General features: G+C 67.2%; 14 protein-coding genes and 1 pseudogene. 7 read left to right on the top strand and 8 right to left on the bottom strand.

The features are described 5' to 3' along the window. A partial coding sequence (locus WDA27_10240; GenBank protein ID MFA5891306.1) for a hypothetical protein occupies positions 1–341 on the top strand: 341 nt, incomplete at its 5' end. 103 nt (positions 342–444) lie between these two features. On the opposite strand, the gene WDA27_10235 is transcribed toward WDA27_10240, so the two are convergent. Continuing rightward, complete coding sequence (locus WDA27_10235) at positions 445–2,880, bottom strand: hypothetical protein (protein MFA5891305.1); 2,436 nt, start codon at positions 2,878–2,880, stop codon at positions 445–447. A 305-nt stretch (positions 2,881–3,185) separates the two neighbouring features. Here WDA27_10235 and WDA27_10230 point away from each other — a divergent pair. Further along, a pseudogene (locus WDA27_10230) lies at positions 3,186–3,302 on the top strand (RidA family protein). On the opposite strand, the gene WDA27_10225 reads toward WDA27_10230, so the two are convergent. The 7 genes from WDA27_10225 to WDA27_10195 all read right to left on the bottom strand — a co-directional run bounded on the left by WDA27_10225 (position 3,299) and on the right by WDA27_10195 (position 9,813). Beyond that, positions 3,299–3,697 (bottom strand): DUF1232 domain-containing protein, encoded by a 399-nt coding sequence (locus WDA27_10225; GenBank protein MFA5891304.1) that lies wholly within the window; start codon positions 3,695–3,697, stop codon positions 3,299–3,301. The pseudogene WDA27_10230 and the gene WDA27_10225 sit on opposite strands and share 4 nt — an antisense overlap. A gap of 52 nt (positions 3,698–3,749) precedes the next feature. After that, a complete protein-coding gene (locus WDA27_10220; GenBank protein ID MFA5891303.1) occupies positions 3,750–3,992 on the bottom strand; it encodes a hypothetical protein in 243 nt (80 codons plus the stop codon). A gap of 196 nt (positions 3,993–4,188) precedes the next feature. Further along, a complete protein-coding gene (locus WDA27_10215; GenBank protein MFA5891302.1) occupies positions 4,189–4,575 on the bottom strand; it encodes a hypothetical protein in 387 nt (128 codons plus the stop codon). Between the two features lie 404 nt (positions 4,576–4,979). After that, positions 4,980–6,800 carry a selenocysteine-specific translation elongation factor gene (selB, locus tag WDA27_10210; protein MFA5891301.1) on the bottom strand — a complete coding sequence of 607 codons (1,821 nt, stop codon included), beginning with the start codon at positions 6,798–6,800 and terminating at the stop codon, positions 4,980–4,982. A gap of 2 nt (positions 6,801–6,802) precedes the next feature. Beyond that, positions 6,803–8,122 carry an L-seryl-tRNA(Sec) selenium transferase gene (gene selA, locus WDA27_10205; protein MFA5891300.1) on the bottom strand — a complete coding sequence of 440 codons (1,320 nt, stop codon included), beginning with the start codon at positions 8,120–8,122 and terminating at the stop codon, positions 6,803–6,805. A gap of 23 nt (positions 8,123–8,145) precedes the next feature. Further along, complete coding sequence (locus WDA27_10200) at positions 8,146–8,640, bottom strand: hypothetical protein (GenBank protein ID MFA5891299.1); 495 nt, start codon at positions 8,638–8,640, stop codon at positions 8,146–8,148. Continuing rightward, positions 8,641–9,813: an acyl-CoA dehydrogenase family protein gene (locus WDA27_10195; GenBank protein MFA5891298.1), complete on the bottom strand. Its 1,173-nt coding sequence runs from the start codon at positions 9,811–9,813 to the stop codon at positions 8,641–8,643. A gap of 157 nt (positions 9,814–9,970) precedes the next feature. Between WDA27_10195 and WDA27_10190 the strand changes: the two genes are divergently transcribed. The 5 genes from WDA27_10190 (at position 9,971) to WDA27_10170 (ending at position 15,997) form a co-directional block, all read left to right on the top strand. After that, positions 9,971–10,807 carry an NUDIX hydrolase gene (locus WDA27_10190; protein ID MFA5891297.1) on the top strand — a complete coding sequence of 279 codons (837 nt, stop codon included), beginning with the start codon at positions 9,971–9,973 and terminating at the stop codon, positions 10,805–10,807. 26 nt (positions 10,808–10,833) lie between these two features. Beyond that, a complete protein-coding gene (locus tag WDA27_10185; GenBank protein ID MFA5891296.1) occupies positions 10,834–11,610 on the top strand; it encodes an MBL fold metallo-hydrolase in 777 nt (258 codons plus the stop codon). Continuing rightward, positions 11,592–15,125, top strand: a complete 3,534-nt coding sequence (locus tag WDA27_10180) for an adenylate/guanylate cyclase domain-containing protein (protein MFA5891295.1) — start codon at positions 11,592–11,594, stop codon at positions 15,123–15,125. The genes WDA27_10185 and WDA27_10180 overlap by 19 nt, the downstream gene beginning before the upstream one ends. 75 nt (positions 15,126–15,200) lie before the next feature. Further along, positions 15,201–15,626, top strand: coding sequence for a universal stress protein (locus WDA27_10175; GenBank protein ID MFA5891294.1), 426 nt, complete (start codon positions 15,201–15,203; stop codon positions 15,624–15,626). Positions 15,627–15,637: 11 nt separating this feature from the next. Further along, positions 15,638–15,997 (top strand): universal stress protein, encoded by a 360-nt coding sequence (locus tag WDA27_10170; protein ID MFA5891293.1) that lies wholly within the window; start codon positions 15,638–15,640, stop codon positions 15,995–15,997. Positions 15,998–16,024 lie beyond the last annotated feature (27 nt).

Here is a 16,024-nt window from a genome sequence, read left to right as displayed (position 1 = left end):
AGAAGCCGACAACCGATTTCAAGGATCTGATCGCCGCAAACGCCCACCAGGACCGCGCCGACGCGGCATTACCCGTTCAACGGCCGACCCGAGGGCATTACTTCAGGAGCGTCCTAGCGCGCGGGGAGGCGCCGGATGTACCTCCGGTCGCCACGACGACTTCGGACGCGCGGGGCCGATTCGCAGTGAGTCTCGCTCCGGGAACCTACAGCGTGTTCGTGGAGGATGAAGGCAAGCCGTTCTGCCGCCGGAGTGACGGCGAAGGCAACGCGTGTCCGCATCAGGTTGAGGACTCCGCGCCCACGTGGACCGAGTTGGTGATCGATCATGCGTCGTATTGACCCACACGCCATCCGCCCGCACTGTTTGCCGATCTTGCCGTGTTGACCGTGGAGAGAGGTCGCGCAGATCGCCGCGCGTGACTCGGCGCCCTGCGACCGGCTCCTACCCCACCACCACGATCTTCTTGGTCGCCCCACCCTGATTGCCCGCGACGTCGCGCGCGGTGACGCTCACGTCGTAGACGCCGGGCGAGAGACCGGCGAGCGAGATACTGAAAGAGCACTGCGTGCGCGCGCTATCACATGTGAGTTCATCCCCGGAGAGCATGTGTCCCCTGGCAAGACCCGATGCGGGAGAGAAGATCACCCGAGCTGTGGCGACGCCGGAGTCGTCGTCGAGGATCTCGCCGGTGATTGCGCTTTGCGATGTGTACCACAGCGTTGGCGTGATACCCACCGTGGGGCCGCGGCGGTCGGCCGTGTCCGGCGTCACGCGACGAATCCGATCGTTGTACGTGTCCGCAATGAGGAAGGAGCCATCGGGCGCAAGCGCGATGGTCCGCGGTGAGGAAAGCGCCGCACGGATTGCTGAGCCACCGTCACCGGAGAAGCCTTGAGCGCCGGTGCCTGCGACCGATGTGATGATCCCCTTGGGATTCACCTTGCGGATACAGTGGTTGCCGGTGTCGGCGATGAAGATCGAACCGTCGGGGGCGACGGCGACGCCTTGCGGATGAGAAACATCCGCGACAACCGCCTCGGCACCGTCACCGGAGAAGCCTGCAGTTCCCGAACCGGCGACCGTGGAGATGGTCCCGTCGGGATCCACTTTGCGGATGCGGTTGCTGCCCGAGTCGGCGACATAGAGGGATCCGTCTGGACCAAGGGCAAGACCCCGCGGGTCGCAGAGCGACGACGTGGATGCGGGGATGCCGTCGCCGACTGGGGTGGGAAGACCGGTGGTCAGGCAAACACTTCCCGCAATGGTGGAGATCGCACCGTTCACAACCTTGTAGATGCGATCCGCGTTGGAATCCGAGATGTAGAGGACGCCGAAGTCAGTGATGACAACATCATCGGCATGAAGTGCCACGCTCGTCGCCGCACTTCCATCAACCACCACAGTAGAAGCGCCCAATCCATTCCCGGCAACTGTGCTGATCTCGCCGTTCTCGACCTTGAGAACCCGGTAGCCGTCGGCGATATAGGGGATACCGTCGGGATCGACAGCGATTCCCGTCGGGTCCTGCAGCATGGCCTCAGTTGCTGGACCATCTTTGCACTCCGAGTAGTACTCGCACTTGAGACCATTGCCCGCCACGACCTCGGCGCTGCCGTCGGGGGCGATCCGGAGAACACGGTAGTCCTCGGTATCGGCGATATAGGTTGAGCCGTCGGGAGCAACCGTGACGCCTTGCGGACGATCAAGCGACGACTCCAGGGCAACTGCGCCCACCCAACTCCCCCCCGCAACCGTCGATATCTTTCCGCTCGGATCCACCTTGCGGATACGGTGGTTGTTGTAGTCGGCGATGAAGATCGAACCGTCGGGGGCGACCGCGACACCTTCCGGGTAGTAGAGGCCCGCCTGCTTCGCCGGGCCACCGTCACCGGAGAAGGAACAGCAACTTCCGTTGCCCGCGACCGTGGAGATGGTCCCGTCGGGATCCACCTTGCGGATGCGGTAGTTGCCGGAGTCGGCGATGAAGATCGAGCCGTCGGGGACGACGGCGACACCTTCCGGCTCGCTGAGGCTCGCCTGTGTCGCGGGGCCACCGTCACCGGAGAAGCCTGAACTTCCGTTGCCCGCGACCGTCGAGATGGTCCCGTCGGGATCCACCTTGCGGATTCGGTAGTTGCCGGAGTCGGCGATGAAGATCGAGCCGTCGGGGGCGACGGCGACACCACGCGGGTAACTGAGGCTCGCCTGTGTCGCGGGGCCACCGTCACCGGAGAAGTCCCCGTTTCCGTTGCCGGCGACCGTCGAGATGATGCCGGCGGGATCCACCTTGCGGATGCGGCTGTTGTAGTAGTCGGCGATGAAGATGGAGCCGTCAGGGGCGACGGCGACACCACGCGGGTAGCTGAGGTTCGCCTGTGTCGCGGGGCCACCGTCACCGGAGAAGCAGCAACTCTCGTTGCCGGCGACCGTGGAGATGGTTCCGTCGGGGTCCACCTTGCGGATGCGGTCGTTGCCGGAGTCGGCGATGAAGATCGAACCGTCGGGGGCGACCGCGACGTCGGTGGGGTCAAGGCCCGCCTGTGTCGCCGGGCCGCCGTCGCCGGAGAAGCCTGAACTTCCGTTTCCCGCGACCGTGGACATGATCCCGGCGGGATCCACCTTGCGAATGCGGTTGGTGTCCGCGTCGGCAATGAAGACTGAGCCGTCAGGGGCGACGGCAACACCGGAGGGTCCGCGAAGAACTGCCTTCACCGCGGGACTTCCGTCTCCGGTCCAGCCTCCGGCAAAGGTGGCGATCTCCCCGGGTGCCGCAGAGGCAACACCTCCAGCGACCAACATCGAGACCGCAAGGGTCAACAGCACCCACGGACGACCGTGCGCGCGAAATGTCATTGCCTCTCCCTCCCCAGGCTGCATCGCGGCATTCTTCGCCTTGCGGCACCCCTTCTCCTGTGCAAAAGCACAGTCGAAAGTGCAAACAGCCCACATCCCTAGAGCGCAATCGTTGCTTTGGTTCGTGAGGTCGCGCAGATCGCCGCGGCACCGGGTGAAGCCGGTTGGGTCGAGGTACAAGCAGATGCTGTACTTTCGGTTCATGCCGAGCAGTTCTCGAATTTCGTAAGGCTGTGAGCGGACCTTCGCTTTCCATGCTTCCGGCCAAGGCATCGAGCAGTTTGGCGGATAGCCGGGGGTCCTAGACTCCAGCATCTGCGCCCGTCTGCCTGATGGTCGAGGTGTTCGGCGACGCAGGCCGCCACGCGCGCGCGGCCGTCGGCGTGGCGGAGTTGCCTCTGGGCGTTCCGGTCGAGGTGGACGCCGTGGTGCAGGTGCGAAGTTAGGGCTCGAGCCTCCGTCCGGCGGCGCGCAGCAACGCGTTCAAGGTGGAGGGGTCTCCGCGCCAGTGAGAGGCGAGCACGCTTGAGTCCACGTGACGAAGCGAGATGCGGATGGCGAGCACCGCGACAAGAGCGTCGTCGAGCGTACCGATCACCGGGATGAACTCCGGGACCGGGTCGATGGGGGAGGCGATCCAGGCCACCGCGATCACCAGCAGGACCTTCACGTGACGTGGGACGGCGGGGTCGCGGATCAGACCCCGGAAGAGCATCGCGAGGTTCGGGATGAAGGCGGCGATCTCGCGCGCCTGACGGGGCCGTCCGACGAGGGCGAGCAGGCCGATCGCCGCAAGCCACACGCCGGCCACGACGATGAGCGCGAGAACCCAGGTTCGCATCGACGTCGATCCTACGGGGGAGGCGTCCTCGGCGCGCGAGTCGGCAGCCGAGCTACTGAGTGGCGCGCGCGCGGCGCTTGCCGGGTCTGACCACAGTCCACAGGTAGACGCCGCCGACGATCGGGAAAGCCCCCGTCAGGAATCCGATGAGCAGAGCAAGGCGCCACCACGACTCGGTGCCCACGGCGAAGTCGTCAGGATCTCGATGCGTGCAGTCGTAGGCCGGCCAGAAGAGCGTGAAGGCAAAGACCGCGAGTGCGGCGAGAATCCCGGCGAACTCGACGCTCGTGGGCATGGCTCCCCCCTGTCGAATCGAGTCTTCATGCTGACAGGTTTCGGGCGCGAGTTCCAGGCGATAGTGGGTCCTTTGCGTGGGCGGCCCGCCGACCTCAGGCCGGCCGAGACCGCGATCGGCACCACATCCGGAGTCAGATGGAACCGCACCGGGTCCGGCGCGCGCGTGGCCATCTCGTCTCGGAAGCCGGGTCTCCTCAGGTCGCGAGGTCGCGGAGGTCGGGTGTCTTCGCCTTGGCGTCGGGTTTGATCGCAGAGGCGGCGCGCTTCCCTTTGATCTTGGGCGCCGCGAGGTAAGGCGCAGAGGCTTCGCCCACGCGTTCGGCTGCGTTCAACTCGTCGTCCAGGCGCTCGAGAACCCACTCCCTCAGGAGTGCGGTGGGTTGCTCGTCGCGACGCTCGGCAAGCCGGCGGATTGCCTCAAGCCTGCTTGCGGGAATGCGAATCGCATAAACCTGCGAAGGCTCTTTCGCATACCGCCTGAGCGGCGTGAGAGGAAGGTCGTCAAGCGCGCCATCCTGGTCGATGGCGTCCTGGCGCGCGGCTTCCTGTCTGCGGGACTCGTGGGCGTACGGTTTCTTCATTGGCTCGTCTCTTGGACCTTGTCTGGATGTAGGCGACAACATCCTTCGGCCGGCGAACGGAGCGGATTCGGATCTCGTCGAGGGGAACTCCGCGATAGGTGGCATGGTGCGTCACGGCAGATCCGTAATACGAGACGTATTACGGTTCAACTGGAGCGGTTCGCGCCTATTCCTGCGTATCCCCGGAAGGTCACATCCACCCGGCGCTGTCTGTTGCCGGCGTTCTGGTGGTGCCCCGGCGTCATCGGTGTCGCCAAACCGACACCAGAAACTCTCCGCCTTGTTGCTGCTGTGCAACCGGATCGCGGGGAAGCAGCATCGATGTTCGCGGGGATTCGAGGGTGACTTTCAGCCGACGGGCGGGACGAAAACTCTGCTTGCGCCGTCCCGGTGAACGGGTGGGTCTACCGCGCGAGGTCGCGGAGGTCGTCGCGGCGGCGGGTGAAGCCGGTTGCGTCGAGGTACTCCAGAAGCGGGATTGCGTACTTGCGGCTGGTGCCGAGCAGTTCTCGAACTCGTGAGGCGGTGAGTGGGCCTTCGCGTTCGATGGCGGTCTTGATCGCGTCGCGCGCGCGCGCCAGCGTGGTCGCTGTGAACACGATCTCGCTTGAGATCTTGATCAGGTCCCCGGCATCGGTGAGCGCGCGCACAAGTTTCGCGCCGTAGGTTTGCTCCAAGGCCGCGCGCGCGGGGGGAGCGAAGCCGGCCGCATCCATCTCGCGGAGAAGTTCGGCGCGGGCCTTTTCTTGCACGGGATCCAGACGGACTTGGTGCGACGCGGCGCGCAGCAGTGGGCCGGTCTGCGTGATGTTTCCGGCCAAGGCATCGAGCAGTCCGGCGAACAGGCGGGGATCTTCGATTCCGGCAGCGGCGCGCGCGTCTTCGCGCGGCATGCCGGCGGCGAGGGGTTCGCGGGCGTGGAACTCGGCCAGCGCGTTTGCGATCGCGGTGGTGAGTTCGTCGAAGCGTGCCTGGGACACCACGAAGTCGCCGAGCGCGCGCGCGCCGGGTGGAGGCTCTTCGGTCGCCGCGAGCCATGCCAGGTCGGCGCGCGCAACCACGCCGCGTTCTTCCACCGCCAGGCGGGGAAGTTCGTGCGGCGCGGCGGCCGCGCGCGCGGCGAGTTGCGCGGCACGGGCCTCGGCGCGCGCGGCCGGGGGGTGCGCGTCGAGCACGACTCCTCCGGCAACGGTGGCGCGTCTTCCGGTGTCGCGCAGCACGACGCGGTCCAAAGGTCCGGCGGCGACCGGTTCGGCGAGCGTCAGGCGCGCGAGACCTTCTTCGCCCGCGTGCAGCGCTTTGATTCCGAACCACGCGAGGCGCGCGTCGACCTCGGCCGTGCCGATGTGTGCCTTGAAGGCGCCGCGCGCTTCCAACGGATGATCCAGCGCGCGCACCGCGCGCAGGCGCACGTCCAGGGTGGTGGTCGTTCGCCACCGTCCCGGCGCCACGATCGCGTCACCGCGCGCGATTTGATGTCGGTCCAGTCCGCCGAGGTTGAGTGCGACCCTGCTCACCGGCGAGGCTTTGGCGCGCGCGGCCTTGTGCGTCTGGATCCCTCGGATGCGCGCGCGCGATCCTTTGGGCAGCACTTCGACGGTGTCGTCTACGCGCAGGGTTCCTCCCGTCAGCGTGCCGGTTACGACGGTGCCGGCGCCCTTGATGGAGAAGGAGCGATCCACCCAGACGCGCGCGCGCCCGGCATCGTCAGGGTCTCCGGCTTCGTCGAGCATAGTGTCGATTTCGGCCAGCAGTTCGGGGATTCCGTCGCCGGTTGTCGCCGAGACGCTCACGATGGGACTGTCGTGCAGGGTCGTTCCGGAAAGGTGCGCGCGCACTGCGTCGCTTGCTGATTCCAGGTCGGCTGGGTCAACGAGGTCGGACTTGGTGAGGGCGACGACTGCGTGGCGCGCGCCGAGCAGGTCCAGGATCGCCAGGTGTTCCTCGGACTGCGGCTTCCAGCCTTCGTTGGCGGCGACCACGAACAGCGCGGCGTCCACGGGACCGGCGCCGGCGAGCATGGTGTGAACGAAGCGTTCGTGGCCGGGCACGTCCACGATCCCAACTTCGCGGCCCGACGGCAGCGTGAGCCACGCGAAGCCGAGGTCGATGGTCATGCCGCGCGCCTTCTCTTCGGCGAGGCGATCGGGGTCGATTCCGGTGAGGCGCTCGATCAAGGTGGACTTGCCGTGATCGACGTGGCCGGCGGTTGCCAGAACGTGCATCGCTACAGTGCGCGCGCCAGCGCGGCGGCAACCGCGTCGTCGTCGGACGGGTCCACGGTGCGCAGATCCAGCACGACGGATCCGCCCTCGATGCGAGCGATCACCGGCGGTTCCTGCGCGCGCAAGGCCGCTGCGAATGCAACCGGATCACGCGCAGGCACCGCGATGAGCGAGGTCGGCAGAGTTTGTCCCGGCGTGGATCCGCCGCCGGGAACGCTCACCCCGGAGACGATCTCGATGCCTTGGAGTCCGGCGATCACGACGCGCGCGCGCGCCTCGATCTGCGAGGGTTCCAGCGTGAGCATTGCTTGCACCGGCAGGACCTCGCCGCGCGCGCGCGCCCACAACGTGGCTTCCATGGCCGCCAGGGTGAGTTTGTCGGCGCGCACCGCGCGCGCGATCGGATGACGCCGGCACTGGTCGATCAGCGAACTCGATCCAACCAGGATTCCCGCTTGTGGTCCGCCGAGGAGTTTGTCGCCCGAGAAGCACACCAAGTCCGCACCGGCCGCGAGTGCGCTGCGCGCGTCGGGCTCGTCGGGGAAGGCGGGGTCCGGGGCGAGCAGTCCGCTGCCGGTGTCGTAGAGCAGCGGGATTTCACGGCCGCGCGCGATTTCTGCGAGTTCTTCAGTCGAAGGCGACGTCGTGAAGCCGGTGACTTGGTAGTTGGACGGGTGAACCTTGAGAATCGCCGCGGTCGTGTCTGCGATGGCGCGCTGGTAGTCGCGCAGGTGGGTGCGGTTGGTTGTACCGACCTCGCGTAGCACGGCGCCCGAGGCTTCCATGATGTCGGGCAGGCGGAATTCTCCACCGATCTCGATCAGTTCGCCGCGTCCGACGAGGACTTCGCGCCCACGCGCGATGGCGGCGAGCGAGAGCATGAGCGCCGCTGCGTTGTTGTTCACGATGAGCGCGTCCTCGGCGTCGCATAGCGCGGCGGCGAGCATCGCGGCGACCGGCGCGCGCCGCGCGCGTTCCCCCGTCTCAAGGTCGAACTCGACGGTGGCGGCTCCGGCTGCCTCAACAACTGCTGCGACGGCCGCGCGCGACAAAGGCGCGCGTCCGAGGTTGGTGTGAAGCACGACCCCGGTTGCGTTGATTACCCGTCGCATGCCGCGGTGTCCCAATGCGCGCACGGAGTCCAAGACCGCATCGCGCACGTCACCGACCACCTCGCCTCGCATCGCGCGCGCGCGCGCCGCATCAACCGCGTTGCGCACGATCCACCGCGCTACTGCATGCCCCGCACCGGCGAGTTCGGGGATCTCCCGCAAGAGGCGATCCACTTGCGGGATGGTCTGGAGTTCCTCCGTGCGTCGCACGCGACCATGCTACGCGGTCACGCCTACGCGAAGTCGGGATCCTCGTCTTCGAAGGACGCCAGCATCGACGTGACGGCGTCCGCGCGCGGAAGGGGCAACTCTGCAGTCTGCGCCAGTTCGTCGAGGAAGGCCTCCAGCGCTTTGCGGACTTCGTTGTCGCGCTCGGGAGCGTCGCCCAACTCGGCGTCCACCAGCGCGCGCGCGGTCTGAAACACCACGTGTTTCGACAATCGGAGCATGGCGACGATGTCTTCCAGGTCGAATGACTCCCCGGCCCGGTCCACGGTTGCAACACGGGCGCGCGCCAACTGCTCGCGCGCAGACGATTCGGGTTCCGCATACAGGGTGAGAAAAGCAAGAACGGCACGGCGCACGCTTTCGCGCACGCCGTGCCGTTCGGCCTGGGTCGCGTTGGCGACCGACGGCAGTTCGGCGTCGAACGCGTCCATCGTTCGGTCGAGAATCTCGTCGAGATGTTCCTCGACGATGGTCGCGATCCGGCGTCGGACGCTCGACACTTACAATCCCATCGTTCGCGCGATCACCAAGCGCTGGATCTCGCTGGTTCCCTCGACGATGCGGAACATGCGCACGAAGCGATAGATGCGCTCGACCGGCCCCTCGGCCAGGTACCCGGCTCCGCCGAAGATTTGCACCGCCCGGTCGGCGACGCGGTTCACCATCTCGGTGTTGTAGAGCTTGACCATCGAGGACTCTCGCATCGGCTCGAGCCCCTGATCGACCATCCACGCGAGGTGATAGGTCATCCATCGCGCGGACTCGATCTCGACGGCGGAGTCGGCCAGCATCCACTGGATCGCCTGATACTTGCCGATCGGCTTCCCGAAGGTCTGGCGGTCATTTGCGTATTCAACCGATACGCGCACGCAGTAGTCGGCGAGACCCAGGCACATCGCGCCGATGAATGCGCGCCCGGAGTTCAGGAACTTCATCGCGGCGTAGAACCCGAAGCCCTCGGTGCCCAGGATGTTTGACGCCGGCACTCGGCAGTCCTCGAAGATCAATTCGACCTGGTTTGTCTCGCCGGCCATCGTCTTCTGCTTCTTGCCGACCAAGAAGCCGGGCGTTCCCTTGTCCACGATAAACGCTGTAATGCCGCCGTTTGCGCGCTTCTCGGCGTCGGTGACCGCGAACACGATCGCGAAGTCGGCGTTCGCGCCGTTGGTGATGAAGTGCTTGCGTCCGTTCAGCACGAAGTGGTCGCCGTCGCGCACCGCGCGAGTACGGATGGCCTGCGCGTCGGATCCGGCGTCGGGCTCGGTCAGCGCGAAGCACATGGTGGTCTCGGCCTTGACCAGCGGGACGAGGTACTTCTTCTGCAATTCCGGCGACGCTTCCAGCAGCAGTCTGGTCGGAGCTTCAGGGTTCGGCGGACCGAGCACGTAGGTGGCGAAGCGCATGCCGCTTTGCGCCAGCGCCTCGACGAGCAAGGTGTAGCCGAGCGTTGACAGCCCCCATCCGCCGACCGACTCCGGAAGGTGCGCGCCGTAGTAGCCGATCTCGGCCGACTTCTTGCGCAAGCGCATCCCCTCGGCGCGCATCTCGTCCGTCCACTCGTCCTCTTGCAGTTGTGAACGAAAGCGCTCTTCCACAGGGCGCACTTCGCGGTCGAGGAACGACTTGAAGGAGGAGCGAACTTCTTCAAGTTCGGTTGGGATGGAAAAATCCATGGTCTCTCCTGGGTTCGCGGGCTCACTCGGTCCGGCAAGGATATCCGCCGCATCGCCGAATGCGGGAACCGACCTCAGGCCGGCTTCCGACCGGACGGTCGGCGCGCGCCCCACGTCGGGTTGGGTCCCAGCCCGATCCTCTGCGAACATACGGGGGATGAATCGACCGGACCGACCTTCGTTCGTTCTGCCGGTTGAGCCGCCGGGCGAACCTGCGGTCCCGCGCGACTCCGCGACCGTCATCGTCGTGCGCGACGGCGCATCCGGGCTCGAGGTGTTCATGCTCGAGCGCCACCTGCGCAGCGACTTCGCCGGCGGCGCGTACGTGTTTCCCGGCGGAACGCTCGATGTGGGCGACTCCTCGCCGGAGCTGGCCGCGCACACCGACGGCTGGTCGTCCGCCGCGGCACGCGAGATGGGGGAGGCCGACGAAGACCGGGCCCGCGCGCTCGTGCTGTGCGCGATTCGCGAGACCTTCGAGGAGGCCGGGATCTTGCTCGCGCACGACGGGCAGGGCCGCCCGGTTCGACTCGACCCGGCCGAGGCCGATCGCTGGCGCGCGTACCGGCGCGCGCTGCAGGCCGGCGAGGTTGATCCCGCAGAGGGCGCGCGCCGTGCAGGGGTTCGCTTCGCGGCGGACGCGTTGCGGTTCTGGGCTCGCTGGATAACCCCGACGATGTCACCTCGGCGCTACGACACACGCTTCTTCGTTGCCGTGATGCCCGAGGGCCAGGTACCGCTGCACGACGATATCGAGACCACGGCGAGCGCTTGGGTGCGTCCCGACGACGCCGTCCGGCGCGCGCTTGCCGGCGAGTTCTCGATCATCTTCCCGACGCGCAAGATCCTGGAGTCCCTCGCGGAGTTCTCAACGGCGCAGGAGGTGTTCGACGCCGCGGTCGGTCGCCCGGCCGAACCGGTGTTGCCGCTGGTTGTCATCGAGAACGGCGAGGGGCGGATCTTGATGCCCGACGGCACCTCGCACGCGCCGTGATTGACCCCGGCCGGCCGTCGAGGGTCGTGCGTCTTTCGCCGGTGGTTCGTGTCGTGACGGCTCCCAACCCATCTGCGATGACGCTGGAGGGCACGAACACCTACATCGTCGGCGCGCGCGCGCCCGTCGTGATTGATCCCGGTCCCGACCTCGGCGGTCATCTGGAGTGCGTCTTGGAGGCGGCCGGGTCGCCATCGCTGGTACTGCTCACCCACTGGCACCAAGATCACGCCCAGGGGGCGCAGCGGTTGGCCGCGATGGCCGCAGCGCCGCTTGGGGCGTTCACTGGAACGGCCCAAGACGCCGAAGCCATCGCCGACGGGGACCGGATCCGGGCCGACGAGGTGACGCTCGTCGCGATGCATACGCCGGGGCACGCTGCCGATCACCTTTGTTTCCTTCTGGATGATGAGCGCGCGGTCTTCACCGGAGATCATGTGCTTGGGCACGGCACTACCGTCATTGCTCATCCCGAGGGAGACATGGCTTCGTACCTGGACTCGCTTGAGCGCATTCGCGCCGCGGCGCCCGTCCGGCTTTACCCCGGGCACGGCCCGGTCGTCGAAGACGCCGCGGCGGTGCTCGACTACTACATGCGGCATCGCCATGAGCGGGAGGCCGAAGTGCTGGCGGCGATCGAAGCCGGAGATGGTTCGATCACCGCAATGGTGAGGCGCATCTACGCCGCATATGATCCGGCGCTGTATGGTGCCGCGGCGCTCAGCGTGCGCGCGCACCTCGAGAAGTTGCACCGCGAAGGCGCGGTGGAGGAGCGGGACGGAACATGGCGCACGACACGCTGATCTGCCCGAGATGTTCGGCAGCCTCGGCGGCGACCGCACGCTACTGCGGCACGTGCGGCGCCCCCCTGACGGCGCAACCGCGCGAGGAGCGCCGGATAGTGACGGTCTTGTTCGGCGACGTTGCCGGTTTCACCGAGTTGAGTGAGCGTCGCGACGCTGAAGAAGTCAAGGCGATCGTGGACCGCACGTTCGATCAGGTGTCGGAGATCATCGAGCGTTTTGGCGGCCGGGTGGACAACGTCATCGGCGACGAGATCATGGCCGTGTTCGGGGCGCCGGTCGCACACGAAGACGACGCCGAACGCGCCGTGCGCGCCGCCTTGGAGATTCGCCGGACGCTGGACGCCGAGTCCGAGATACTGGAGCGCGAGCGGGGTTTCCCGTTGCGCATGCATATCGGTTTGAACACCGGAGAGGTCGTCGCCGGGTTCGTCGGCGGTAGCGACACCTACACGGTCCTGGGCGATGCGGTGAACACCGCGCGCCGGATCGAGGAGGCGGCGGATCCCGGACAGGTGTTGGTTGGAGAGTGGACCTACGAGGCCTCGCGTCAGGCAATCGAGTACCTCGAGGTCGGGCAAGTCACTGCGAAGGGGAAGCGGCTGCCGGTAACGGTTTGGGAGGCCGTCTCTGAGCGCGGGTTGCCCGGCCACCGCGCCGGACGGCCGTCGCCGCTGATCGGGCGCGAGGAGGAACTCGCACTGCTCGAAGCGCTCGCCGGAATGGTGCGCCGCGACCGCCGTCCGATCGTGGCGACGCTCGTTGGAGAGGCCGGAATGGGCAAGAGCCGCGTCTGCGCGGAGTTCGCGCGCGTTGCCGAGGCGGCCGGGACGCGGGTTCTGCGGGGGCGCTCGCTGCCTTACGGCACCGCGTCGCCGGCGTTTGCGCTCGAGGAAATGGTGCGTGAGGCGCTGCGCTTGGACGCCGGCATGCCGGCCGAACAGGCGCGAGAAGTGCTGCGCGCGCGCCTGGAGGACCTTGGACTCGGGGCCGAGACCGAGCGCGCGATGGCGCTTCTTGGACTCGGTGGTTCGGTGCCTGTGCGCGACACGGTCGCCGGACCAGGGGCAGCTCCTGCGGGCGTCGCCCACCCCTTGCTGGAGTCCGCGCGGAAGATCCTCACCGCCGTCGCCGATCGCGAGGGGACGCTCGTGCTGTCTTTTCACGAGATGCATTGGGCCGAGGACGCAGTGCTGGACTGGGTGGCCGAGTTGCAGCGCTCACAAGCCGCACCCATCCTGACGTTGTGCTTGGCTCGCCCCAGACTGCTCGACCGGAAGCCGAGGTGGTTGGGCGGGGTTGGCTCAGTGGTCGTGCAACTCGATCCGCTGCCGCGCGACCGGGCCGGCGAGATGTTGGACGGCTTGGCGTCCGGACTCGGCGCGGCGCTACGCGAGAGCGTGCTCGACCGCGCCGGCGGGAACCCCTTCTACCTGGAGGAGTTGGCGCACCTGCTGGTGGACCGGCCCGAGGCGGGCCCCGACGTGGCGGTTCCGATCTCGGTGCAGGCGCTGGTGGCCGCGCGCCTGGATTCGCTTGCGCCCGACGAAAAGCGTTTGCTGCAAGACGCCGCCGTCGTCGGAGAGCAGTTCTGGCTCGGAGCTCTGCGCCGCCTGCGTTCGGCCGAAGACGGAGAGGATGCCGTCGAGTCGTTAGTCGCCAAGGAGTTCATCGAGCCGTTCGAAGGGGTCGTGTTGCCGGGCGACCACGGGTATCGGTTTCGCCAGACGTTGGTCCGCGAGGTGTCCTACAACTCGGTTCCCAAGCATGTGCGCGCGCGCCAGCATGCCGACGTCGGCGCCTGGCTTGAGGAAGTCGTGCGTACCGCCGGCAAGGAGCGCGAGTTCTCCGACTTGATCGCCTACCACTACGAGAGCGCCGCCCTCGCCGCACGCGAGGTCGGCAGCGAGCAGTCGGGGGCCGAGATCAAGGCGCACGAGTACTTGCTGCGCTCTGGCGAGGAGGCCCTCGGCAAGGATGCCTCGGGAGCGGCGCGCGGGTTCTTCCAGCGCGCGCTCGCGTTCGCCAAGAGCGACGCCGATCGCCTGTCTCTGCGCATCCGTCTGGCGGAGTCGCTCGTGGCGATCTGGCAGCACGAGGCTGCGGAGGAGAGCATCAAGGAAGCCTTGGCGGCCGCGCGCCGGCTGGGGGACCGCGCGACCGAGGGCCGCGCGCTGCGTCTGCTCGGCGATTCGCTGCGTATGCGCGGGGACTTCGAGGGCGCGCGTGAGCCGATCCAGAAGGCCTGGGAAATCGCAAGACTGGTCGGCGACCAGCGCGAGGAGGCTGAGGGCTTGCGCTCGCAGGGACTGCTCGCGATGGCCGAGGGCCAGTGGTCTTCGTCGGAGAAGTGGTTCGGCGACGCACTGGAGCGCTATCGCGCGCTCGGTGATCGCCGCGGCGAGGGCTGGGCGCTACAGAACCTCGGCTGGGCGAGCATGCTGATGGGGAAGGGCGACGAGGCGCTTGCCTACCTGCAAGACGGAGAGCGCGTGTTCGCCGACATGGGCGACGAGGAAGGTGTCGGCTGGTGTGTCGGCATCGGGGGCTGGGTCCTGCTGCTGCGCGGCGAGGTCGGGCGTGCCGGAGAGATCGCGGAGCGACTCGAGCACCAGTTGCGCGTTCACTCCACCGAGTACGCGCGCAACGTTGGTTTCGCGCTGGATTTGCAGCGGATCTTGTTGGCCTACGTCAGCGTCCTGCGCGCGCACTTTGCCGAAGCCGAGGCCGGCGCGCGCGCCGCGATCGGAGCCGGGCAATCGGCGGCTTGGGTCCTGGCGCTCGGGCGTTATCCGCTGTTCATCTCGGCGATGCTCGGCAGGCGCCTCGGGGACGCGCGCGCGGCTGCCGAGGAGGGCGCGCGTGCGGCTCGCTCGTTCGGCGATCCCTTCTACGAGGGCCAGTGGTGGTTCGCTCGGACGTGGCTCGCGTTTGAAGAGGGACGCATCGACGAGGTGGAGTCGGCGCTGGACGCTTTGGCCGAGCGCGGCGAACTCGGGCGACTTTGGTCGGGGAGTTCGGGCGTAGTGTGGCTGCGCGCGCGCGTCTTGCAGGCGCGCGGAAAGCTCGACGAAGCGCGCGAGTTGCTTCGCGCCGGCGGTGGACGCGAGAACATCGGGTTGATTTCACCGTCGTGGTGCCGGGCATTGCTGGCCGAGATCGAGGCCGAGCGCGGTGACATCCACGCCGCCGCCGCCGCCGCCGCCGAGGCTGTGGAGTTGGCCGGAGAGCGAACGATCGCGCGCATTCGCGCCGAGTGCGCGCTGGCCGCCACGCAACTCGAGGTCGGGGATGCGAACTTGGCCGAGCAGACGCTGCGTGGAGCGCTGGCGGCGTTGGAGGAGACCGACTGGAGCTACCGCAAGGTGCGCGCGCTTGCGTTGCTCGCTCGCATCCTCGACGCGCAGCGGCGTCACGACGAAGCCGCCGAAGCCTTCGATCGCGCGCGCGACATCATTGCCGCCCTGCCGCCGGGAACCGACACCGGCCCCGCCAAGGCCGTCCTTCTCGGCTAAGGCTGGCTTCGCCTGCTTTCACCCGTTATCGTTCCGGGTGCGTCTTTGTAGCGCCGCCCAGACGAGGGGGAAGCGATGTTCCAAAGGATCGTCGTCGGCACGGATGGATCGGGAACCGCGGCCGCAGCGGTTCGACACGCTGCGGAGCTGTGCAAGACCTTCGGCGCTGAACTGATTGCGGTCAGCGCGTATTCGACGCCGCGGGAGGCTCCGCCGCCGCTTGCCGACGCTCAAGGCTTCCCGGGGTCGGAGGTCGCGGCCGGCCTCCTTGAGGACGTCGAGAAGCGCTACGGGTCGCAGGTCAAGATGCGAACCATCGCGCGGGAAGGCAGCGCCGCCGACGCGATCATCGAGGTTGCCGAGGCCGAGAGTGCGGACCTGATCGTCGTCGGGAACAAGGGCATGACAAGCGCAAAGCGGTTCTTGCTCGGCAGTGTTCCGAACGCCGTCTCGCACCATGCCCCTTGTCATGTGCTGATCGTGCACACGACCGACGAGTAGACGAGGACTGCATGTACACGAACATCCTGGTTGCCACCGACGGTTCCGCGACGGCGCAACGCGCCGTTCGCATGGGCGTGGGGATTGCTGGAGCCCTTGGAGCGAAGATCACGGTTCTACACGTGGGCGATGCTTTCGAGGGCGAGACCGTCTTGTCGAAAGTTCGCGACGAGCACGGCGACGTTCGCACGCTTACGGTCTCGGGAGATCCGGCCGACAAGATCCTGGAGGTTGCCGAGAGCGACCGGTCGGATCTCATCGTGATCGGAAACAAGGGGATGTCGGGCGCGAAGCGCTTCTTGCTGGGCAGCGTTCCGAACAAGGTGTCGCATCACGCGCCCTGCAACGTCCTGATCGTCAAGACGACTTAACGTCTACGGCCCCTCGCTTCGATTGGA

The organism is Actinomycetota bacterium (assembly GCA_041658565.1).
GTDB lineage: Bacteria > Actinomycetota > AC-67 > AC-67 > AC-67 > JBAZZY01.
This window is presented reverse-complemented; position numbering and strand designations above follow the sequence as displayed.